1 protein-coding gene (cut by a window edge) is annotated in these 24,766 nt (G+C 71.4%); it reads left to right on the plus strand.

The features are described from left to right. The first annotated feature begins 1 nt into the window (after nt 1). Nucleotides 2–24,766: the 5' portion of a type I polyketide synthase gene (locus tag JYK18_RS20460; protein WP_242579288.1), read on the plus strand. It continues 4,869 nt past the right edge of the window; the window shows 24,765 of its 29,634 coding nt (coding positions 1–24,765); its start codon is at nt 2–4; the stop codon falls past the right edge of the window.

Consider the following 24,766-nt stretch of genomic DNA (forward strand, 5'->3'; position numbering starts at 1 on the left):
GATGACCGACTCCAACCAGTACGTCGAGGCGCTGCGGTCGTCCTTGAAGGAGATCGAGCGTCTCCGCAAGCAGAACCAGCAGCTGGTGACGTCCGCCGTGGAGCCGATCGCCATCGTCGGCATCGGGTGCCGGTACCCGGGCGGCGTGACCAGCCCGGAGGAGCTGTGGGACCTGGTCGCCGAGGGTCGTGACGCCATCGGCGGCTTCCCGCTCGACCGCGGCTGGGACGTCGAAGCGTTGCGCAGCGCGACGTTCGAAGGCGGCTTCCTGTCCGATGTGGCCGATTTCGACGCCGGCTTCTTCGGCATCTCCCCGCGCGAAGCGGTGGCGATGGACCCGCAGCAGCGGCTGGTGCTGGAAACCGCGTGGGAGTCGCTGGAACGCGCCGGCATCGACCCGCTTTCGTTGCGCGGCAGCCAGACCGGCGTGTTCCTCGGGACCACCGGCCAGGACTACGGCAGCCTGACCGCGAAGTCCGGCGAGGGCGACGCGTTCACCACCACCGCTTCGGTGGCCAGCGTGATCTCCGGCCGGGTGTCCTACACCTCGGGGCTCGAAGGCCCGGCGGTCACCGTGGACACCGCGTGCTCGTCGTCGCTGGTCTCGCTGCACCTGGCCGTGCAGGCCCTGCGGCAGGGCGAGTGCGATCTGGCGCTGGCCGGTGGCGTGATGGTGATGTCCACGCCGACCGGTTTCGCCGCTTTCACCCAGCAGGGCGGGCTCGCCGGTGACGGCCGGTGCAAGTCGTTCGCCGAAGCCGCCGACGGCACGGGCTGGTCCGAAGGTGTCGGCGTGCTCGCGCTGGAACGTGTGTCGGACGCTCAGCGCAAGGGCCACAAGATCCTGGCCGTGGTGCGGGGTTCCGCGGTCAACCAGGACGGTGCGTCGAACGGGTTGACCGCGCCGAACGGGCCGTCGCAGCAGCGGGTGATCCGCGCGGCGCTGGCGAACGCCGGGCTGAAGACGTCCGATGTGGACGTTGTCGAAGCACACGGCACGGGCACCGTGCTGGGCGACCCGATCGAGGCGCAAGCCGTACTGGCCACCTACGGCCAGGATCGCGAGACGCCGCTGCTGCTCGGCTCGATCAAGTCGAACCTCGGTCACCCGCAGGCGGCGGGCGGCGTCGCGGGCATCATCAAGATGGTCATGGCGCTCCAGCACGCGGTGCTGCCGAAGAGCCTGCACATCGACGCGCCTTCGTCCAATGTGGAGTGGGACGCCGGTTCGGTCGAGCTGCTGACCGAGCGCCGGGACTGGCCGGAGACCGGCCACCCGCGCCGGGCCGGCGTGTCCTCGTTCGGGGTGAGCGGGACGAACGCGCACGTCATCCTCGAACAGGCACCGGCCGCCGAAGTGGTGGCTGAGCCCGCCGAGATCGAACCGTCGGTGGTGCCGTGGCTGGTTGCCGGGCGCACTGCCGAAGCGCTGGAGGCGCAGCTCGACCGGCTCCGGACCGTCTCCGGGTCGCCGCTGGACATCGGGCTTTCGCTGGCCACCACCCGCTCGGCGTTCGAGCACCGCGCGGTGCTGGTGGACGGGTTCACCGAGATCGACCGGGGCGTCGCGACCGACCGGCTGACCGCGTTCCTCTTCTCCGGCCAGGGCAGCCAGCGGATCGGCATGGGCCGGGAGCTCTACGCGCGGTTCCCGGTGTTCGCCAGTGCTTTGGACGAGGTCTTCGCACACCTCGATGTCCGCGACGTGATGTGGGGCGACGACCAGGAGGCGCTGAACCAGACGGGGAACGCGCAGCCGGCGCTGTTCGCCATCGAGGTGGCGCTGTTCCGGCTGGTCGAGTCGTGGGGCATCAAGCCCGACTACCTGGCCGGGCATTCGATCGGGGAGATCGCCGCCGCGCACGTGGCCGGGGTTTTCAGCCTGGAAGACGCGTGCACGCTGGTGTCCGCGCGGGCGCGCCTGATGCAGGCATTGCCGACCGGCGGGGCCATGGTCGCGATCAAGGCGGCCGAGGACGAGATCACCCTGACCGAGGGTGTTTCGATCGCCGCGGTGAACGGGCCTTCCAGTGTGGTGATCGCGGGTGAGGAAGCCGCGGTGCTGGAGATCGCGTCGGGCTTCGAGAAGACCTCGCGGCTCAAGGTGTCGCACGCGTTCCACTCGCCGCTGATGGACCCGATGCTGGACGACTTCCGTGCCGCCATCGCGGGCCTGACCTTCGCCGAGCCGCGCCTCCAGCTGGTCACCTCCGGCGATGTGACCACAGTGGACTACTGGGTGAACCACGTGCGCGACACCGTGCGGTTCGCCGACACCGTGCGACGCCTCGCCGACCAGGACGTGACCGCGTTCCTGGAGCTGGGCCCGGACGGCGTGCTGTCCGCGATGACGCAGGAAAGCGTCGAAGCGGTGGCCGTGCCGTTGCTGCGCAAGGACCGCCCGGAGGAGTCGGCCGCGGTGGCCGCGCTGGCGAAACTGCACGTCAACGGGGTCACCGTCGACTGGGCGCCGTGGTTCGCCGGTACCGGTGCCCGCAAGATCGACCTGCCGACGTACGCCTTCCAGCGGCAGCGGTACTGGGCGTCGGCCGCCCGCACTTCGGGTGACGTGCGGGCCGCCGGGCTGGGCGCGGTCGAGCACCCGGTGCTCGGCGCGACCGTCGACCTGGCCGCCGGGGAAGGCCTGCTGTTCACCAGCCGGTTGTCGCTGCGCACGCACCCGTGGCTGGCCGACCACAACGTGCAGGGCCGGGTGTTGCTGCCCGGCACGGCCTTCGTCGAACTGGCGCTGCGAGCCGGTGAAGACCTCGGCCTGGACCGGATCGACGAGCTGACCCTGGCCGCGCCGCTGGTCATTCCCGAGGAAGGCGCGCTTCAGCTCCAGTTGCACCTCGGCGCGCCCGACGAGGGCGGCCGCCGGTCGATCGCGGTGTACTCGCGTGCCGACGAGCTGCCGTGGACCACGCACGCCACCGGTTTCCTGGCCGAAGGCGCGCAGCTGCCCGCCTTCGACTTCACCGCCTGGCCGCCCGCCGACGCGGAACCGCTCGACCTCACCGGGCACTACGAGCGATTCGCCGAACTGGGCTTCCACCACGGCCCCACGTTCCAGGGCCTCAAGGCCGCGTGGAAGCAGGGCGAGGACGTGCTCTTCGCCGAGGTCGCGCTGCCGGAGTCGGCCGAGCAGGACGCCGGCCGGTTCGTGCTGCACCCGGCACTGCTCGACGCGAGCCTGCACGCCGCCGGGTTCGCCGACCTCGGTGAGGTGAGCCGGGGCGGCCTGCCGTTCTCGTGGGAAGGCGTGTCGCTGCACGCCACCGGGGCGACCGCGTTGCGGGTCCGTCTTTCGCGTGGCGCGGGGGAGTCCGTGGCGATCGAGGTCGCGGACACCGCCGGTGGCCCGGTCGCCTCGGTCGAAGGGCTGCTGGCCCGGTCGGCCACCGCGATCGAGGCGCCGGTCACCAGTTCGCTGTTCCGGCTCGACTGGGTGCCGGTGCGGGCCGGTGCCGAGCCGGAGTTCGCCGAGCACACCGACCTGGCGTCCATTGTGGATGTACCGCCGGTGGTCGTGTACCCGGTCGAGGCCGCGCGGGACGACGTGGTGGCCTCCGTGCACGAGGTGACCGCGCGGGTGCTGGGCGTGCTGCAGGAGTGGCTGCGCGACGAGCGGTTCGCCGAGTCCCGGCTGGTTTTTGCCACCGGCGCCGACCTGGTGGCGTCGGCGGTGTGGGGCCTGGTGCGGTCGGCGCAGTCGGAGAACCCCGGCCGGTTCGGGCTGGTGGAACTCGAACCCGGCGCCTCGGTGGCGCAAGCGCTTGCCACCGAAGAAGCGCAGGTCGCCGTGCGTGACGGCAAGGTGCTCGCGCCGCGTGTGGCGCGGGCGGAGGCCGGTGAGCGGGCGACCTGGGACCCGGACGGCCTGGTGTTGATCACCGGCGGTACCGGCGGGCTCGGCGGCGTGATCGCCCGGCACCTGGTGAACGAGCACGGGGTGCGGAACCTGTTGCTGGTCAGCCGCCGTGGTGAGGCGGACGTGTCGGATATCGACGCGGACGTGCGGGTCGTGGCGTGTGATGTGGCTGATCGGGATGCGCTGGCCGCGTTGCTGGCCGAGCACGATGTCAAGGCCGTGGTCCACACGGCGGGCGTGCTCGATGACGGCGTGATCGGGTCTCTGGACGCGGAGCGGCTGGACTCGGTGTTGCGGCCGAAGGTCGACGCGGCGTGGAACCTGCACGAGCTGACCGGCGACCTGGACGCGTTTGTGCTCTACTCCTCGGCTGCGGGCACCTTCGGCACGCCCGGCCAGGGCAATTACGCGGCCGCAAACGCTTTCCTCGACGCACTCGCGGCTCATCGGCGGGCTTCGGGACTGCCCGCGGTGTCGCTGGCGTGGGGTGCCTGGGACCCGTCGATCGGGCTCACCGGCGGACTGTCCGACGCGGAACTGAAGAAGATCACCGGCTCCGGCATGCCGCCGCTGTCGATCGAGCAGGGCGTCGAACTGTTCGACCGCGCGCTCGCCGGACCGGACGCGGCCGTGTTGCCGGTACGCCTCGACCTGCCGGTGCTGCGGGCGCAGGCGGAGATCCCGCCGCTGCTGCGCGGGCTGATCCGCGCGCGTGCGCGACGGGCGACCGCCGGCTCGGAGACCGCGGTTTCCCTGGTGCAGCGGCTTTCCGGGTTGGACGAGGCCGCGCGCTCGGAAGCGCTGGTCGATCTGGTCCGCGGTCAGGTGGCCGCCGTGCTGGGACACCTCGGCGCGGAGTCGGTGGACCCGGCGCAGGCCTTTCAGAACCTGGGCTTCGACTCGCTGACCGCCGTCGAACTGCGCAACCGCCTGGGCACGGCGACCGGCCTGCGCCTGCCGTCCACGCTCATCTTCGACTACCCGAACACCGCGGCACTGGCCACCTACCTGGCCGACGAGCTGTTCGAAGGCCGTGAAAGCCACCTTCACAGCACTGTGGCGCGCCGTGAAAGCCACATTCACGGCGATGACCCGATCGTGATCGTCGGGATGGGGTGTCACTACCCCGGCGGGGTGGACTCGCCGGAGGACCTGTGGGAACTGGTGCTCGGCGGCACCGACGCGATCTCCGAGTTCCCCGCCGATCGCGGCTGGGACCTCGACACGCTGTACAACTCGGACCCCGACCACTTCGGCACCTCCTACACGCGCAACGGCGGTTTCCTGCGCGGCGCGGGCGAGTTCGACCCCGAGTTCTTCGAGATGAGCCCCCGCGAGGCGATGGCGACCGACGCCCAGCAGCGGCTCCTGCTCACCACCGCGTGGGAGGCGATCGAGCGCGCCGGGATCGACCCGGCCACGCTCAAGGGCAGCCAGACCGGTGTGTTCGCCGGGGTGATGTCCAGCGACTACAGCACGCTCATCGACGATGAAGCCTTCGAGGGCTACCAGGGCACCGGAACCGCGGGCAGCGTGCTGTCCGGCCGCGTCGCCTATTCGCTCGGGCTGGAGGGCCCGGCGGTCACCGTCGACACGGCGTGTTCGTCCTCTTTGGTCGCCCTGCACCTGGCCGCGCAGGCGTTGCGCGCCGGTGAATGCACGCTCGCGCTGGCCGGTGGTGTGACCGTGATGGCGACGCCGGGCTCGTTCATCGCCTTCTCCCGTCAGCGCGGGCTCGCGCAGGACGGCCGGTGCAAGTCGTTCGCCGACGCCGCCGACGGCGTGGGCTGGTCGGAGGGCGTCGGCCTGCTGGTGCTGGAGCGCCTGTCCGACGCTCGCCGCAACGGGCACACCGTGCTGGCGACCGTGCGCGGCTCGGCGATCAACCAGGACGGGGCGTCCAACGGCCTCACGGCGCCGAACGGCCCTTCGCAGCAGCGCGTCATCCGGCAGGCGCTGGCTTCCGCTGGTCTGTCCACTTCGGACGTTGATGCGGTGGAGGCACACGGCACGGGCACGACCCTCGGCGATCCGATCGAGGCGCAGGCCCTGCTGGCGACCTACGGCCGTGACCGGGAAACCCCGCTCATGCTGGGCTCGATCAAGTCGAACATCGGGCACACGCAGGCCGCCGCCGGGGTCGCGGGCGTGATCAAGATGGTCATGGCCATGCGGCACGGCAAGCTGCCGCAGACACTGCACGTCGACGCGCCTTCGTCCCATGTGGACTGGGAGACGGGTTCGGTCGACCTGCTCACCTCACCCGCCGAATGGCCCGAGTCGGGGCGTCCGCGCCGGGCCGCGGTGTCCTCGTTCGGGGTCAGCGGCACCAACGCGCACGTGGTGCTGGAGCAGGTGAACGCCGTGGCGCCGCGGGTGATCGAGCCGGTGGTGGAGCCGCGGGTGGTGCCGCTGCTGGTGTCGGCGAAGACGGCCGCCGCGCTGGACGGCCAGATCGAGCGCGTCCGCGCGGTCGACGCACCGGCGCTGGACGTCGGCTTCTCGCTGACCGGCCGGACCACCTTCGACCACCGCGCGGTGCTGGTCGATGGGGCCGAGGTGGCGCGGGGTTCGGCGGTCGAGCGTCCACTGAGGATCGTTTTCGCGGGCCAGGGCTCGCAGCGGATCGGGATGGGCCGGGAGTTGTACGACCGGTTCCCGGTGTTCGCCCGGGCCCTGGATGAGGTGTTCGAGCACCTCGATGTTCGTGAGGTGATGTGGGGCGAGGATCAGGAGGCGCTGAACCAGACCGGGAACGCGCAGCCCGCCCTGTTCGCCTTCGAAGTGGCGTTGTTCCGGCTGGTCGAGTCGCTGGGGATTCGGCCGCAGTCGCTGGCCGGGCATTCGATCGGTGAGATCGCGGCGGCGCACGTGGCCGGGGTGCTGTCTCTGGAAGACGCGTGCACGTTGATCAGTGCGCGGGCGCGGTTGATGCAGGCGTTGCCGACCGGTGGGGCGATGGTGGCGATCAAGGCCGCCGAGTCCGAGATTCCGCTGGTCGAGGGCGTGTCGATCGCGGCGGTGAACGGGCCTTCTTCGGTGGTCATCGCGGGCGATGAGACCGCGGTGCTGGAGATCGCGTCGGGCTTCGAGAAGACCTCGCGCCTGAAGGTCTCGCACGCGTTCCACTCGCCGCTGATGGACCCGATGCTGGACGAGTTCGCGGCGGCGATCGAGGGCCTGACCTTCCACGAGCCGAGCATTCCGATGTCCGGCGACGTGACCTCACCCGACTACTGGGTGCGGCACGTGCGCGAGACCGTCCGATTCGTGGACCACCTCGACGCCGACCACGCATACCTGGAACTGGGGCCGGACAGCACGTTGTCGGCGATGGCCGCCGAGGTGGCTGAAGTCGCGGTTCCGGCGCTGCGCAAGGACCGCGGCGAGGAAGCCGCCTTTGTCACCGCGCTGGCCCACCTGCACGTCAACGGCACGCGCGTGGACTGGGCGAAGTTCTTCGACGGCACCGGCGCCCAGCGCATCGACCTGCCCACCTACGCCTTCCAGAACCAGTGGTACTGGCCGCCGGTGGTGGTCCGGCCCGGTGACGCCACCGGGCTCGGCCTGGTCTCGGTGGAGCACCCGCTGCTCGGCGCGGCCGTCGAACTCGCGGACGGCGAAAGCGTGTTCACCAGCCGCCTTTCGCTGCGGACGCACCCGTGGCTGGCCGACCACACCGTGCTCGGCCGGGTGCTGCTGCCCGGCACCGCCTACGTCGAACTCGCCCTGCGTGCCGGGGACGAGGTCGGCTGCGACCGCATCGACGAGCTGACCCTGGCCGCACCACTGGTGCTACCCGAACTGGGGTCCGTGCAGTTGCAGGTCCGGGTGGGCGAGGCTGACGGGACCGGCCGCCGGACCGTCGCCGTCCACTCGCGCACCGACGTGGACGCGCCGTGGGCCCAGCACGCGACCGGTGTGCTCGGCAGCGGCGAGCGCCGGGCCGACTTCGACGCCACCGCCTGGCCGCCCGCCGGCGCCGAGGCCGTCGACGTCACCGGCGCCTACGACCGGTTCGCCGCCGACGGATTCGACTACGGCCCGACGTTCCAGGGCCTGCGCGGAGTCTGGCGCGCGGGGGATGAACTGTTCGCCGAAGTGTCCCTTCCGGACGGTGCCGAGAACGCCAACTTCGGGTTGCACCCGGCCTTGCTGGACGCCGGACTGCACGCGGTCGGGTTCGCCGATTTCGGGGTGATCAGCCGTGGCGGTCTGCCGTTCGCCTGGGAAGGTGTGTCGCTGCACGCCACCGGCGCCACCACCATCCGCGTGCGCATCACCGCGACCGGTGAGGACGCCGTCTCCATCGCGGTGGCCGATACCGCCGGTGCGCCGGTCGCCTCGATAGAATCCCTGGTGGTGCGAACGGTTTCCGTCGAGGAACCGGACGCCGACCGCGACTCGCTGTTCCGCGTCGACTGGGTGCCGGTGACCTCGTCCACTGTGGACGACTACCAGCTGTACCACGTCGAGTCGACCGGTGAGGTGGTGGCGGCCGCGCACGCGGCGACCGCCGAGGTGCTTACCGCGATGCAGCAGTGGCTTGCCGAGGAGCGGACCGGGCGGCTCGTTTTTGTCACCCGGAGCACCGATCTGGCCGCCTCCGCCGTGCACGGTCTGGTGCGCTCGGCCCAGTCCGAGCACCCGGGCCGGTTCGGCCTGGTGGACACCGACGGCGACCCGGCACCCGGGCTCGGGGTCGACGAACCGCAGGTCATCGTCCGCGACGGCGTGGCGAAGGCAGCGCGGCTCACGCGCGTGACCACCCGCGAGCGGGCGACCTGGAACCCGGACGGCCTGGTGCTGATCACCGGCGGCACGGGTGGCCTGGGCCTGGCCGTCGCCCGGCACCTGGTCGACGAGCACGGGGTGCGGAACCTGTTGCTGGTCAGCCGCCGTGGCGAGGCCGACGTGTCCGACATCGACGCGAACGTGCAGGTCGCCGCCTGTGACGTGGCCGATCGGGACGCGCTGGCGGCGTTGCTGGCCGAGCACGACGTGTCCGCGGTGATCCACACGGCGGGCGTGCTCGACGACGGCGTGCTCGAGTCGCTCGACGCCGACCGGCTCGACACCGTGCTCCGGCCCAAGATCGACGCGGCCTGGAACCTGCACGAACTCACCGGCGACCTGGACGCGTTCGTGCTCTTCTCGTCCGGTGCCGGAGTGTTCGGCACGCCAGGCCAGGGCAACTATGCCGCCGCCAACGCCTTCCTGGACGCGCTCGCCGAGCACCGCCGTGCCGAAGGACTGCCCGCGGTTTCCCTCGCCTGGGGTGCCTGGGCGGAGAGCGGCATGCTCGCGGGAACGGACGTGGAACGGCTCGGCCGCGGGGGAATGCCGCCGCTGTCGGACGAAGAAGGTTTGCGGCTGTTCGACCTCGCGCTCGGTTCGGGTGAGGCCGCGGTGCTGCCGATGCGCCTGGACCTGCCGGTGCTGCGGGCGCAGGGCGAGATCCGGCCGTTGCTGCGCGGGCTGATCCGGACGCGTTCGCGCCGGTCGGTGGCCGGTTCACAGACGGCGGCCTCGCTGGTCGAGCGCCTCTCGGCAATGAATACGACCGGTCGTACGGAAACCTTGCTCGACCTCGTCCGCGGTCAGGTCGCGATGGTGCTCGGGCACGCCGGGCCGGAGTCGGTCGACGCCGAGCAGGCGTTCCAGGGCATGGGCTTCGATTCGCTGACCGCGGTCGAACTGCGCAACCGGCTGACCTCGGCGACCGGCCTGCGCCTGCCGTCGACGCTGATCTTCGACTACCCGACCACCGCCGCGCTCGCCGGCTACCTGCACGACGAGTTGTTCGACGCGGCCGCCGCGATCCCGCGGCAGGTCACCAGGGCGGTCACCGACGACCCGATCGTCATCGTGGGCATGGGTTGCCGCTTCCCCGGCGGAGTGGCCACCCCGGACGAGCTGTGGAACCTGGTGCTCGACGGCACCGACGCGATCACCGGGTTCCCGGCCGACCGCGGCTGGGACCTCGACCGGCTCTTCAACCCCGACCCGGACCACCCCGGCACCTCGTACACGCGTGAAGGCGGCTTCCTGCACGACGCGGCCCAGTTCGACCCGGCGTTCTTCGGGATGAGCCCGCGCGAAGCGCTGGCCACCGACGCGCAGCAGCGCCTGCTCCTGGAGACGTCCTGGGAGGCGATCGAGCGCGCGGGCATCGACCCCGCCACGCTCAAGGGCAGCGAGACCGGCGTGTTCGCCGGCGTGATGTACAACGACTACTCGTCGATCATCGACGGCGACGGTTTCGAGGGCTACCAAGGCACCGGCGCCTCTCCGAGCGTGGTTTCCGGGCGCCTGTCCTACACCTTCGGCTTCGAGGGCCCGGCGGTCACCGTCGACACGGCGTGCTCGTCTTCGCTGGTGGCCATGCACCTGGCCGCGCAGGCGCTGCGTGGCGGTGAGTGCTCGCTGGCGCTGGCCGGTGGGGTCACCGTGATGGCCACCCCGGGCACCCTGGTCGAACTTTCGCGCCAGCGCGGGCTTTCCGCGGACGGCCGGTGCAAGGCGTTCTCCGATTCGGCCGATGGGGCCGGGTTCTCCGAGGGCGTCGGCGTCCTGGTGCTGGAACGGCTGTCCGACGCTCGCCGCAACGGGCATCCGATCCTCGCCGTGGTCCGCGGTTCCGCGGTGAACCAGGACGGCGCTTCGAACGGGCTCACCGCGCCGAACGGGCCGTCGCAGCAGCGGGTGATCCGGCAGGCTCTGGCCACGGCCGGTCTGTCCACAACGGACATCGACGCGGTGGAAGCCCACGGCACGGGCACGACCCTCGGCGACCCGATCGAGGCGCAAGCCCTGCTGGCCACGTACGGGCAGGACCGCGAGCGGCCGTTGCTGCTGGGGTCGATCAAGTCGAACTTCGGGCACACGCAGGCCGCGGCGGGTGTCGCGGGCGTGATCAAGATGGTCATGGCCATGCGGCACGGGGTGTTGCCGCCGACCCTGCACGTCGACGCGCCTTCGTCCCATGTGGACTGGGAGGCCGGATCGGTCGAGCTGCTGACCTCGCCGGTGGAGTGGCCGGAAGCGGGCCGCGTGCGCCGGGCCGGGGTTTCGTCGTTCGGCATCAGCGGGACCAACGCGCACGTGATCCTGGAGCAGCCGCCGCAGTTGGTGCGGGAGCTGGCGGAGCCGACGGTCGAGCCCGCGGTGGTGCCGCTGCCGGTCTCGGCGAAGACGGCTGCCGCGCTGGACGCCCAGGTCGAGCGGGTTCGCGCGCTTGAGGCGTCGGTGGATGTGGGCTTCTCGCTGGTGTCCACACGGTCGACGTTCGAGCACCGGGCGGTGCTGGTCGACGGGGCCGAGGTGGCGCGCGGCTCGGCGGTCGAACGTCCACTGAGGATCGTTTTCGCCGGTCAGGGCTCGCAGCGGATCGGAATGGGCCGGGAGCTGTATGACCGGTATCCCGTGTTCGCTCAGGCCTTGGACGAGGTCTTCGCGCACCTTGATGTTCGTGAGGTGATGTGGGGCGAGGATCAGGAGGCGTTGAACCAGACGGGGAATGCGCAGCCTGCGTTGTTCGCCCTTGAGGTGGCGTTGTTCCGGTTGGTGGAGTCGTGGGGTGTTCGGCCGGAGTCGTTGGCGGGGCATTCGATTGGTGAGGTCGCGGCGGCGCATGTGGCCGGGGTGCTCAGCCTTGAGGATGCGTGCACGTTGATTTCCGCGCGGGCGCGGTTGATGCAGGCTCTCCCGACGGGTGGGGCGATGGTGGCGGTCAAGGCCACTGAAGCCGAGATTCCGCTGGTCGAGGGTGTGTCGATCGCGGCGGTGAACGGCCCCTCCAGTGTGGTGATCGCTGGCGATGAGGCTGCCGTGCTGGAAATCGCTGCGGGCTTTGAGAAAACCAGCAGGCTGAAGGTCTCGCATGCGTTCCATTCGCCGTTGATGGATCCGATGCTGGATGAATTCCGTGCGGCGATTGAGGGGTTGACCTTCCATGAGCCGGGCATTCCGATGCCGGGTGAGGTGACCTCGCCGGAGTATTGGGTGCGGCATGTGCGGGAGACCGTGCGGTTTGTGGACAACCTGGATGCCGGCCACACGTACCTGGAACTGGGGCCGGACGGCACGTTGTCGGCGATGGCGGCGGAGGTGGCCGAGACGGCCATTCCGGTGCTGCGCAAGGACCGGGGCGAGGAAGCCGCCATCGTGACCGCGCTGGCGCAGCTGCACGTCAACGGCACGCGCGTCGACTGGACCAGGTTCTTTGACGGGACCGGCGCGCGGCGGGTGGAGCTGCCGACCTACGCCTTCGAGCACCAGCGCTTCTGGCCGTCGCGGGCGCTTGGTGGGCCGGGTGACGTGCGCGGCGCCGGGCTCGGTTCGGTGGACCACCCGCTGCTCGGCGCCGCCGTCGAGCTCGCCGAGGGCGACGTGGTGTTCACCAGCAGGCTTTCCCTGTGGTCGCACCCGTGGCTCGAGGACCACACGATCTTGGGCCGCGTCCTGCTGCCCGGCACGGCGTTCGTCGAGCTGGCGCTGCGGGCCGGAGACGAGTTCGGCTGTGACCGGGTCGACGAGCTGACGTTGGCCGCTCCGCTGGTACTTCCCGAACAGGGTGCGCTCCAACTGCGGCTGCGCGTCGGGGCCGCCGACGAGCACGGCCGTCGCACGCTGGCCGTGCACAGCAGGCCGGAGGACGCCGTCGACCTGCCGTGGACCCCGCACGCCACCGGTGTGTTGACCACCGGCGAACAGCGCGCCGCATTCGACGCCACGACCTGGCCGCCGCCCGGCGCCGAGCCGGTCGACATCGACGGCTGCTACCAGCAGTTCGCCGAGAACGGCTTCGACTACGGCCCGGTGTTCCAGGGCCTCCAGGCGGTCTGGCGGCACGGCGAGCACACCTACGCCGAGGTCGCGCTCCCCGAGGAAGCCGACCGCGACGGGTTCGGGCTGCACCCGGCCCTGCTCGACGCCACCCTGCACGCGGCCGGGTTCGGCCCGCTGAGCCAGGGCGGGTTGCCGTTCTCCTGGGAGGGCGTGTCGCTGCACGCCACCGGCGCCACCGCGATCCGTGTGCGCCTGACCCCGGCCGGGAGCGACGCGGTGGCCATCGCGGTGGCCGACACCGAGGGCGAACCGGTCGCCTCCATCGAATCCCTGCTGGTCAGGGCCATCGAAACGGATCAGCTCGACCAGCACCGCGCCGAGCGCGACGCGTTGTTCGCGGTGGAGTGGACCCCGGTCACCGCCACCGCGAGCGACCGGACCTCGATCACCGTCGACGGTTCGCTGTCGTCCATTGTGGACGTCCCGGAGCTGGTGCTGGTGCCGGTGGAGTCGCGCGGTGACGCGGTCGGCGGAACCCACACCGCGACGGCCGAGGCGCTCGCCCTGGTACAGGAATGGCTGGCCGACGAGCGGTTCGCCGACTCGCGCTTGATCTTCGTGCTCCGCGACCCCGCCGACCTGGCGACGGCCGCCGTTGCCGGGCTGGTGCGTTCGGCGCAGTCCGAGCACCCCGGCCGGTTCGGTATCGTCGAAGGTGAGGCGTCGCCGGAAGCGCTCGGCGTGGACGAGCCGCGAGTCGCGGTCCGCGGCGGACAGGTGTTCGTGCCGCGGATCGGCCGGATCTCGCCACAGGAGTCGGTCACGTGGGACCCGGACGAGCTGGTGTTGATCACCGGCGGTACCGGGGGTCTCGGCCGGGCGATCGCCCGTCACCTGGTCGACGCGCACGGCGTGCGGAACCTGCTGCTGGTCAGCCGTCGCGGTGAGGCGGACGTGTCCGATCTGGACGCCAACGTGCAGGTCGCGGCCTGTGACGTGGCGGATCGGGCGGCGTTGGCCGAACTGTTGGCACAGCACGACGTGAAGGCTGTCGTCCACGCCGCCGGGGTGCTCGACGACGGCACGGTCGGCTCGCTCGACGCGGACCGGCTCGACACCGTGCTCCGGCCCAAGGTCGACGCGGCCTGGAACCTGCACGAACTGACCGGCGACCTTTCCGCGTTCGTGGTGTTCTCCTCGGCCGCCGGGGTGTTCGGCGCGGCCGGGCAGGCGAACTACGCGGCGGCCAACGCCTTCCTGGACGCGCTCGCCGAACGCCGTCGGGCCGAAGGCCTGCCCGGGGTGTCGCTCGCCTGGGGCGCCTGGGCGGAGACGGGCATGCTGGCCGGCGCGGACGGCGACCGGCTCGCGCGGTCCGGCATGCCGCCGGTGGACCCGGAACTCGGCGTCGCCCTGTTCGACGCGGCACTGGCCTGCGAGTCCGCGGTGGTCCTGCCGGTGCGCCTCGACCTGCCGGTGCTGCGGGCGCAGGCGGAGGTTCCGCCGTTGCTGCGCGGCCTGATCCGGACGCGGTCCCGCCGGTCGGTGGCCGGTTCGCCGACGGCGGCTTCGCTGATCGAGCGCCTGTCCGGAATGAATACGACCGGTCGTACGGAAACCTTGCTGGAGCTGGTGCGGGGTGCGGTCGCGGCTGTGCTGGGCCACGCCGACAGCGCCGCGGTCGACCCGTCCCGGCCGTTCAAGGAGCTGGGCTTCGACTCGCTGACCGCGGTCGAACTGCGCAACCGCCTCGGGTCGGTGACCGGGCTCCGCCTGCCCGCCACGCTGATCTTCGACTACCCGACCGCTGCCGTGCTCGCCGCCCACCTGGCCGACGAGTTGTTCGGCGGCAGTGAAAGCCACATTCACCGCACCAACGAGCGCAGTGAAAGCCACATTCACAGCACCGACCCGATCGTGATCGTCGGCATGAGCTGCCGCTTCCCCGGTGGGGTCGGGTCCCCGGAGGAACTGTGGCGCCTGGTGTCCGAGGGCACCGACGCGATCACCGAGTTCCCCACGGACCGCGGCTGGGACCTGGATAACCTCTTCAACCCGGACCCGGACAACCCCGGCACCTCGTACACGCGTGAAGGCGGCTTCCTGCACGACGCGGCCGAGTTCGACCCGGCGTTCTTCGGGATGAGCCCGCGCGAGGCGCTGGCGACCGACTCGCAGCAGCGGTTGCTGCTCGAAAGCTCCTGGGAGGCACTGGAGCGCGCGGGCATCGACCCGAACACGCTGCGCGGCAGCCAAACCGGTGTGTTCACCGGCGTGATGTACAACGACTACGTCTCCATTTTGGACAGTGGCGGCGACAACGAGGGCTACCAGGGCACCGGGGCTTCTTCGAGTGTGGTCTCCGGCCGCGTCTCCTACACCTTCGGCTTCGAGGGCCCGGCGGTCACCATCGACACGGCGTGTTCGTCGTCGCTGGTGGCGATGCACTGGGCGATGCAGGCGCTGCGCAACGGTGAGTGCTCGCTGGCGCTGGCCGGTGGTGTCACGGTGATGTCCACGCCGAGCGCGTTCATCGGGTTCTCGCGGCAGCGCGGTCTCGCGGTCGACGGCCGGTGCAAGGCGTTCTCGGATGACGCCGATGGTGTCGGCTGGTCGGAGGGTGTCGGTCTGGTGGTGCTGGAGCGGCTTTCGGACGCTCGGCGCAATGGGCACCAGGTGCTGGCGGTGGTTCGTGGCAGTGCGGTGAACCAGGATGGTGCATCGAATGGGCTGACGGCGCCGAACGGGCCGTCGCAGCAGCGGGTGATCCGGCAGGCGCTGGCCAGCGCGGGTCTGGGAACATCCGATGTGGACGCGGTCGAGGCACACGGGACCGGGACGACGCTGGGTGACCCGATCGAGGCGCAGGCGCTGCTCGCCACGTACGGGCAGGACCGCGAGCGGCCGCTGCTGGTCGGCTCGATCAAGTCGAACATGGGGCACACGCAGGCCGCCGCCGGTGTCGCGGGTGTGATCAAGATGGTGCTGGCGATGCAGCACGGCGTGTTGCCGCCGACCCTGCACGCGGGCACGCCTTCGTCCCATGTGGACTGGGAAGCCGGTTCGGTCGAGCTGCTGACCGGGGCCACCGACTGGCCGCGGAGCGAGCGCGCCCGTCGGGCGGCGGTGTCGTCGTTCGGTTTCAGCGGGACCAACGCGCACGTGATCCTGGAGCAGGCGCCGCCGGTGGTGGTGCCGGAGCGCCAGAACGGGCCCGCGCTGGTGCCGTGGCTGCTGTCCGCGCGCACGGAAGCTGCGTTGGACGCGCAGATCGAGCGCGTCCGGGCGGTCGACGAGTCGCCGTTGGACGTCGGGTACTCGCTGCTGGGACGAGCCGTCTTCGAGCAGCGTGCGGTGCTGCTCGATGGGGCCGAGGTGGCACGGGGATCGGCGGTCGAGCGTCCACTGAGGATCGTTTTCGCGGGCCAGGGTTCGCAGCGGGTCGGGATGGGCCGTGAGTTGTATGAGCGGTTCCCGGTGTTCGCCCGCGCGCTGGATGAAGTCTTCGCGCACCTTGATGTTCGTGAGGTGATGTGGGGTGAAGATCAGGAGGCGCTGAACCAGACGGGGCACGCGCAGCCTGCGTTGTTCGCGCTGGAAGTGGCGTTGTATCGGCTGGTGGAGTCGTGGGGTGTGCGGCCGGAGTCGTTGGCTGGGCATTCGATTGGTGAGGTCGCGGCGGCGCACGTGGCTGGGGTGCTCAGCCTGGAAGACGCGTGCACGTTGATCGGTGCGCGGGCGCGGTTGATGCAGGCATTGCCGACCGGCGGAGCCATGGTGGCGATCAAGGCCACGGAGGCCGAGGTCCCGCTCACCGAAGGGGTCTCGATCGCCGCGGTGAACGGGCCTAACTCCGTGGTCATCGCGGGTGAGGAAGCGGCGGTGCTGGAGATCGCCGCGGGCTTTGAGAAAACCAGCAGGCTGAAGGTCTCGCACGCATTCCATTCGCCGTTGATGGATCCGATGCTGGACGAGTTCCGTGCGGCGATTGAGGGATTGACCTTCAACGAGCCGAGCATTCCGATGCCGGGTGAAGTGACCTCGCCCGAGTACTGGGTGCGGCATGTGCGCGAGACCGTCCGGTTCGTGGACCACCTGGATGCCGACCACGCGTATCTGGAGTTGGGACCGGACGGCACGTTGTCGGCGATGGCCGCCGAGGTGGCCGAGACGGCCATTCCGGTGCTGCGCAAGGACCGTGGCGAGGAAGCCGCCTTCCTCATCGCGCTGGCCCGGCTGCACGTCAACGGCACGCGCGTCGACTGGGACCGGTTCTTCGCGGGGACCGGAGCGCGCAACGTCGACCTGCCGACCTACGCGTTCCAGCGCGAACGGTTCTGGCCGAAGGTGGTCATCAAGCCGGGTGACGCGACCGGGCTCGGCCTGGTCTCCGTGGCGCACCCGCTGCTCGGCGCCTCGGTCCAACTCGCCGACGACGACGGCGCGTTGTTCACCAGCCGCCTGTCGCTGAAGTCGCACCCGTGGCTGGCCGATCACGTGGTGATGGGCCGGACCCTGTTGCCGGGCACGGCGTTCGTCGAACTCGCCGTGCGGGCCGGGGACGAGCTGGGCTGCGACCGCGTCGAAGAACTGACCCTGGCCGCGCCCCTGGTCCTGCCCGACGACGGGGCCGTGCAGGTGCAGCTCCGCGTCGGCGTGCCGGACGAGCACGACCGCTGCACCCTCAGCATCCACAGCCGCCCCGAGGACGCCGTCGACCTGCCGTGGACGCAGCACGCGAGCGGCGTGCTGGCGGTGGGCGAGTACACCGCCCGGTTCGACGCGACCGCCTGGCCGCCCGCCGACGCGGAAGCGCTCGACGTGGCCGGTTGCTACGACAGGTTCGCCGAGGCCGGATTCGAATACGGCCCGGTGTTCCAGGGCCTCGAAGCGGTGTGGCAGCGCGGTGACGAGCTGTTCGCCGAGGTGGCACTGCCCGAGGACGTGGAGCCCGCCGCCTTCGGCCTGCACCCCGCGCTGCTGGACTCGACGCTGCACGCCTCCCTGCTCGCGGCCTCCGGCGACGGCGGCGCCGGGTTGCCCTTCTCCTGGGAGGGCGTCTCGCTGCACGCGAGCGGCGCGTCGAAACTGCGCGTGTGGCTCAGGCGGGACGGCGAGGCCGTCTCGATCGCGGCGGCCGACACCGCCGGGCAGCCGGTCGCGTCGATCGAATCGCTGATCGTGCGCGCCGTGTCCACCGACCAGCTCGCCGAGCGGAGCCTCGAACGCGACTCGCTGTTCAAGCTGACCTGGACCCCCGTGTCCGCGTCCGGCGAGACTCCGTCCACAGTGGAATTGACCGGCGAACTCGCCGACCTGGCCGAGGTGCCCGAGGTCGTGCTGGTGCCGGTCACCGGCGACGACGCGCGTGCGGTCACCGGCCGGGTGCTCGGGCTGCTCCAGGAGTGGCTCGCTGGCGAACGGTTCGCCGACGCACGGCTGATCTTCATCACCCGTGGTGCGGTCGCCGCCGTCGACGGGGACGTGCCGGACGTGGCCACGGCCGCGGTGTGGGGCCTGGTCCGCGTGGCCCAGTCGGAGAACCCCGGTCGCTTCGGCCTGATCGACCTGGACGTCAACGACACCGTTTCGGCGGCCACCCAGGCGCTCGGTTCCGACGAACCGCAGGTCGCGGTACGTGCCGGTGCGGTGCTGGCCCCGCGGGTGGCCCGCGTTCCCGCGCCCGAGGAGCGCTTCGCGTGGAACCCCGACGGCCTGGTGATGATCACCGGTGGCACCGGCGGCCTGGGCGGCGTGCTCGCCCGGCACCTGGTGTCCGAGCACGGCGTGCGGAACCTGCTGCTGGTCAGCCGCCGCGGGCACGACGCCGAGGGCGCCGACGACCTGGTCGAGGACCTCGCCGAACGCGGCGCCGAAGTCCGGCTGGTCGCCTGCGACGTGGCCGACCGGGACGCGCTCGCCGCGGTCTTCGACGAGCACCCGGTCGACTCGGTCATCCACACCGCCGGGGTGCTGGACGACGGGGTGATCGGCTCGCTGTCCGCCGAGCGCATGGACTTCGTGTTCCGGCCCAAGGTGGACGCGGCGCTCAATCTGCACGAGCTGACCCGTGACCGCGAGCTGAGCGCGTTCGTGCTGTTCTCCTCGGTCGCCGGGATCTTCGGCAACGCCGGGCAGGGCAACTACGCGGCGGCCAACACCTTCCTGGACGCGCTGGCCGAGCGGCGGCGGGCCGAGGGCCTGCCCGCGGTCTCGCTGCCGTGGGGTGCCTGGGCGGGCACCGGCATGCTGGTCGCGTCGGACGCGGAACGCATGGCGCGTACGGGAATGCCACCGCTGACCGTCGAGGACGGGGTGGCGCTCTTCGACGCCGCACTGTCCACAGGGGACCCGGTGGTCGTGCCGCTGCGGCTGGACCTGGCCACGCTGCGGTCGCTCGGCCGGATCCCGTCGGTGCTGCGCGGGCTCATCCGCACGCGTTCGCGCCGGTCGGCCTCCGGTTCGCAGACGGCCGACTCGCTGATCCAGCGCCTGTCCGGAATGAATACGACCGGTCGTACGGAAACCCTGGTGGAGCTCGTCCGGGCCGAGGTCGCGGCGGTGCTCGGGCACGCCGGGGCCGAGGCGGTCGACCGCGAGCAGACCTTCCAGTCCCTCGGGTTCGACTCGCTGACCGCGGTCGAACTGCGCAACCGCCTCGGTGGCGCGACCGGCCTGCGCCTCCCGTCGACCATGGTCTACGACTACCCGACCCCGGTGGTGCTGGCCGAGTACCTCCGCGACGAGCTGTTCGACGCCGAGGTCGTCGTCCCGGAGCAGGTCACCCGGGCGGTCACCGACGACCCGATCGTCATCGTCGGCATGGCCTGCCGCTTCCCCGGCGGGGTCACCACGCCGGAGGAGCTGTGGCAGCTGGTGCTCGACGGCACCGACGCGATCACCGAATTCCCCTCGAACCGCGGCTGGGACCTGGACGCGCTGTACCACCCGGACCCCGACCACCCCGGCACCGCGTACACGCGTTCCGGCGGGTTCCTGCACAACGCGGGTGAGTTCGACCCCGAGTTCTTCGGGATGAGCCCGCGCGAGGCGATGGCGACCGACTCGCAGCAGCGCCTGCTGCTGGAGACGTCGTGGGAGGCGATCGAGCGGGCGGGCATCGACCCGGTTTCGCTCAAGGGCAGCCAGACCGGTGTGTTCGCCGGGGTGATGTACAACGACTACTCGTCGATCCTGCACGGCGGTGACTTCGAAGGGCACCAGGGCACCGGCACCTCGCCGAGCGTGGTTTCCGGGCGCCTGTCCTACACCTTCGGCTTCGAGGGCCCCGCGGTCACCGTCGACACGGCGTGCTCGTCTTCGCTGGTCGCGCTGCACCTGGCCGCCCAGGCCCTGCGGGCCGGGGAGTGCTCGCTGGCGCTAGCCGGTGGGGTCACGGTCATGTCGACGCCGTCGGCGCTTGTGGAGTTTTCTCGGCAGCGCGGGCTTTCCGAGGACGGCCGGTGCAAGGCGTTCTCCGATGACGCCGACGGGGTGGGCTGGTCGGAAGGCGCCGGTCTGCTGGTGGTCGAGCGGCTGTCCGACGCCAAGCGCAACGGGCACCCGATCCTCGCCGTGGTCCGCGGTTCGGCGGTCAACCAGGATGGTGCGTCGAACGGGCTGACCGCGCCGAACGGGCCGTCGCAGCAACGCGTGATCCGGCAGGCGCTGGCTTCGGCCGGACTGTCCACACACGACATCGACGCGGTGGAAGCCCACGGCACCGGCACCACCCTCGGCGACCCGATCGAGGCGCAGGCCCTTCTGGCCACCTACGGCCAGGATCGCGAGCGGCCGCTGCTGCTCGGTTCGATCAAGTCGAACTTCGGGCACACGCAGGCCGCCGCCGGCGCGGCCGGGGTGATCAAGATGGTGATGGCCCTGCGCCAGGGCCTGCTCCCGAAGACGCTGCACGCGGGCACGCCGTCGTCGCACGTGGACTGGGAGGCCGGTTCGGTCGAGCTGCTCACCGAGGCCACCGAATGGCCGCAGGACGAGAAGCCGCGCCGGGTGGGCATTTCCTCGTTCGGCGTGAGCGGGACCAACGCCCACGTGATCCTGGAGCAGCCGCCGCAGCCCGCACGCACCATCGAGGCGCCGCTGGTGGACCCCGAGGTGGTGCCGCTGCCGGTGTCGGCGAAGTCGGCCGAGGCGCTGGACGCCCAGGTCGAGCGGATCGCGGAGTTCGCCGACGGCCGCACGCCGGTGGACATCGGCTACTCGCTGGCGACCACGCGGTCCACCTTCGAGCACCGCGCGATCCTTCTGTCCACTGAGGACGGTATCGACGAGGTGGCGTGCGGCACGGCGGTGAACCGGCCGACGGTGCTGTTGTTCAGCGGTCAGGGCAGCCAGCGGATCGGCATGGGCCGTGGGCTGTACAAGCGGTTCCCGGTGTTCGCTCAGGCTCTGGACGAGGTGCTCCGGCAGCTCGACGTCCGCGAGGTGATGTGGGGTGACGACCAGGAGGCCCTGAACCAGACCGGGAACGCGCAGCCCGCGTTGTTCGCGCTGGAAGTGGCGTTGTTCCGCCTGCTGGAGTCGTGGGGCGTCCGGGCGGACCAGCTGGTCGGCCACTCCATCGGTGAGATCGCCGCCGCGCACGTCGCCGGGGTGATGTCGCTGGAAGACGCGTGCACGCTGGTGTCGGCGCGGGCGCGGTTGATGCAGGCGCTGCCGACCGGTGGCGCGATGGTGGCGATCAAGGCCACGGAGGCGGAGATCCCGCTCACCGAAGGGGTCTCGATCGCGGCGGTGAACGGGCCGTCCAGCGTGGTGATCGCGGGTGAGGAAGCCGCGGTGCTGGAGATCGCCTCAAGCTTCGAAAAGACCAGCAGGCTGAAGGTGTCCCACGCGTTCCACTCGCCGCTGATGGACCCGATGCTCGACGAGTTCCGCGCCGCCATCGACGGCATCACGCTCAACGAGCCGCGTCTCCCGATGCGCACCACCGGCGACGTGACCACAGTGGACTACTGGGTGAACCACGTGCGTGACACCGTGCGGTTCGCCGACAACCTCGCGGCCGCCGGTGACGCGCACTTCGTCGAAGTCGGCCCGGACGGGGTGCTTTCGGCGATGGCCGCCGAGGTCGCGCCCGACTCGATCGCCGTGCCGGTCCTGCGCAAGGACCGCGACGAGGAGCTGAACGCGGTCACCGCGCTGGCCCGCCTGCACGTCAACGGCGTCCGGGTGGACTGGAAGGCGCTCTTCACCGGGACCGGCGCGCAGCGGGTGGACCTGCCGACCTACGCCTTCCGCCGCCAGTCGTACTGGCCGCCGGTGGTCGCCCGGCCCGGCGACGCCTCCGGCCTGGGCCTGGAGTCGGTCAAGCATCCGCTGCTCGGTGCGGCGGTCACCCTGGCCGAGGGCGAGGGCCTGCTGTTCACCAGCCGTCTCGCCCTCGGCTCGCACCCGTGGCTCGCCGACCACGCGGTGATGGGCCAGATCCTGTTGCCCGGCACGGCGTTCGTCGAGCTGGCGCTGCGGGCCGGGGACGAGGTGGGCTGCGACCGGATCGACGAGCTGACCCTGGCCGCGCCGCTGGTGCTGCCGGACCGCGGTGCCGTGCAGACGCAGGTCGCGGTGGGCGCGCCCGACGAGTCGGGACGCCGGTCGGTGGCCGTGTACTCGCGGCCGGAAGGCGCGGTCGACCAGCCGTGGGTGCAGCACGCCACCGGTGTGCTGGCCGAGGGTGAGCGGCAGGTCGCCTTCGACACCACCGAATGGCCGCCCGCCGACGCCGAACCCGTCGAGGTCGAGGGCTGCTACGACGCGTTCGCCGAGACCGGCTTCACCTACGGCCCGGTGTTCCAGGGCCTGCGGGCGGTCTGGCAGCGCGGCGACGACACGTTCGCCGAGGTGGAACTGCCCGTCGAGGCCGGCGGGTTCGGTCTGCACCCGGCACTGCTGGACGCCACCCTGCACGCGTTGCTGCTGGCCGGTTCCGGCGAAGGCGGCCTGCCCTTCTCCTGGGAAGGGGTGTCGCTGCACGCCACCGGCGCGTCGGCGCTGCGGGTCCGGCTGACCCGCAAGGCCGACGGCCTCTCGATCGCGGCCGTCGACCCGTCCGGTGGTGCGGTGGTGTCGGTGGAGGCACTGGCGCTGAAGGCTGCTGAAGCGGTGAGCACGGACAACACGGCCGACTCGTTGTTCACCGTCGACTGGACCTCGGTCGCGGTGCCCGAGGAGGGGCCGCTGACCGCCGAGCTGACCGGGTCGCTCGCCTCCATTGTGGACGTTCCCGAGGTGGTGGTCGCCCGCGTCGGCGCCGTTGCCGGGGAAGCGCCGGAAGCGGTGCGCGAGGTGACCGGGCGGGTGCTCGGCCTGCTCCAGGACTGGCTCGCGGACGACCGGTTCGCCGACGCCAAGCTGGCGATCGTCACCGAAGGCGCGGTCGCCGCGGCCGAGGGTGAGATGCCCGACGCGGCCACCGCCGCGGTCTGGGGCCTGGTGCGGGTGGCCCAGGCGGAGAACCCGGACCGGTTCTCGCTGGTGGACAGCGATGGCGAACTGCCGGCCCGGGTGCCGGCGGACGGCGGTGGTGACCTGCTGACCCGCGCGCTGGCCGCCGAGGAACCGCAGCTCGCGATCCGCGGGGACCGGTTGTTCGCGCCGCGGGTCGCCAGGGTGGTGGCGCCTGAACAGCGCCTCGACTGGGCCGACGGCAGCCGCGTGATGATCACCGGTGGTACCGGCGGGCTCGGCGGAGTGCTCGCGCGGCACCTGGTGTCCGAGCACGGGGTCGCGGACCTGGTGCTGGTCAGCCGTCGCGGACGCGACGCCGAGGGCGCGGCCGAGCTGGTCGCCGATCTCGAAGCGCGGGGCGCGAACGTCGACCTGGTGGCCTGCGACGTCGCCGACCGGGACGCCGTCGCCGCGCTGCTCGACGCGCATCCGGTGACCGCGGTGGTGCACACGGCCGGCCTGCTCGACGACGGTGTGCTCGGCTCGATGACGCCCGAGCGGCTGGACCTGGTGTTCCGCCCGAAGGTGGACGCCGCCTGGCACCTGCACGAGCTGACCAGGGACCGCGAACTGTCGGCGTTCGTGGTGTTCTCCTCGGCCGCCGGGGTGTTCGGCACGCCGGGGCAGAGCAACTACGCCGCCGCCAACGCGTTCCTGGACGCACTGGCCGAGCAGCGGCGGGCCGCCGGGCTGCCGGGGTTGTCGCTGGCGTGGGGTGCCTGGGCGGGCACCGGCATGCTGGTCGCCTCCGACGCCGAGCGGATGGCCCGCACCGGCATGCCCGCCATCGACGCCGAAACCGGGGTCGCGCTGTTCGACGCGGCGCTGTCCGGTGAGGCCGCGATGGTCATGCCGGTCCGCCTCGACCTGCCGGTGCTGCGGGCGCAGCCGGAGATCCCGCCGCTGCTGCGCGGGCTGATCCGGACGCGGTCGCGGCGGTCGGCCGCCGGTGCGCAGACGGCCGCTTCGCTGGTCCAGCGCCTGTCGGAAATGAATACGACCGGTCGTATGGAAACCTTGATGGAGCTGGTCCGGGGTGAGGTCGCGGCGGTGCTCGGGCACGCCGAGGGCACCAAGATCGAGGCGACCCGCCAGTTCAAGGAGCTGGGCTTCGACTCGCTGACCGCGGTCGAACTGCGCAACCGCCTCGGTGCGGTGACCGGGCTCCGGCTGCCCGCGACGCTGGTCTTCGACTACCCGAACACCGGCGCGCTCGCCGGTTACCTGCGTGACGAGCTTCTCGGCGCGGAGGTGGTGGTCCCGGAGCAGGCCACCAAGGTGGTCACCGACGACCCGATCGTCATCGTCGGCATGGCCTGCCGCTACCCCGGCGGGGTCTCCTCGCCGGAGGACCTGTGGCAGCTCGCGCTCGACGGCACCGACGCGATCAGCGGGTTCCCGACCGACCGCGGCTGGGACCTCGACCGGCTGTACAACCCGGACCCGGACCACCCGGGCACCTCGTACTCGCGCTCCGGCGGGTTCCTGCACAACGCGGGTGAGTTCGACCCGGCGTTCTTCGGGATGAGCCCGCGCGAGGCGCTGGCCACCGACGCGCAGCAGCGCCTCCTGCTGGAAACCGCGTGGGAGGCGGTCGAGCAGGCCGGGATCGACCCGACCTCGCTCCACGGCAGCGCG

It is taken from the genome of Amycolatopsis sp. 195334CR, from assembly GCF_017309385.1.
Lineage (GTDB): Bacteria > Actinomycetota > Actinomycetes > Mycobacteriales > Pseudonocardiaceae > Amycolatopsis.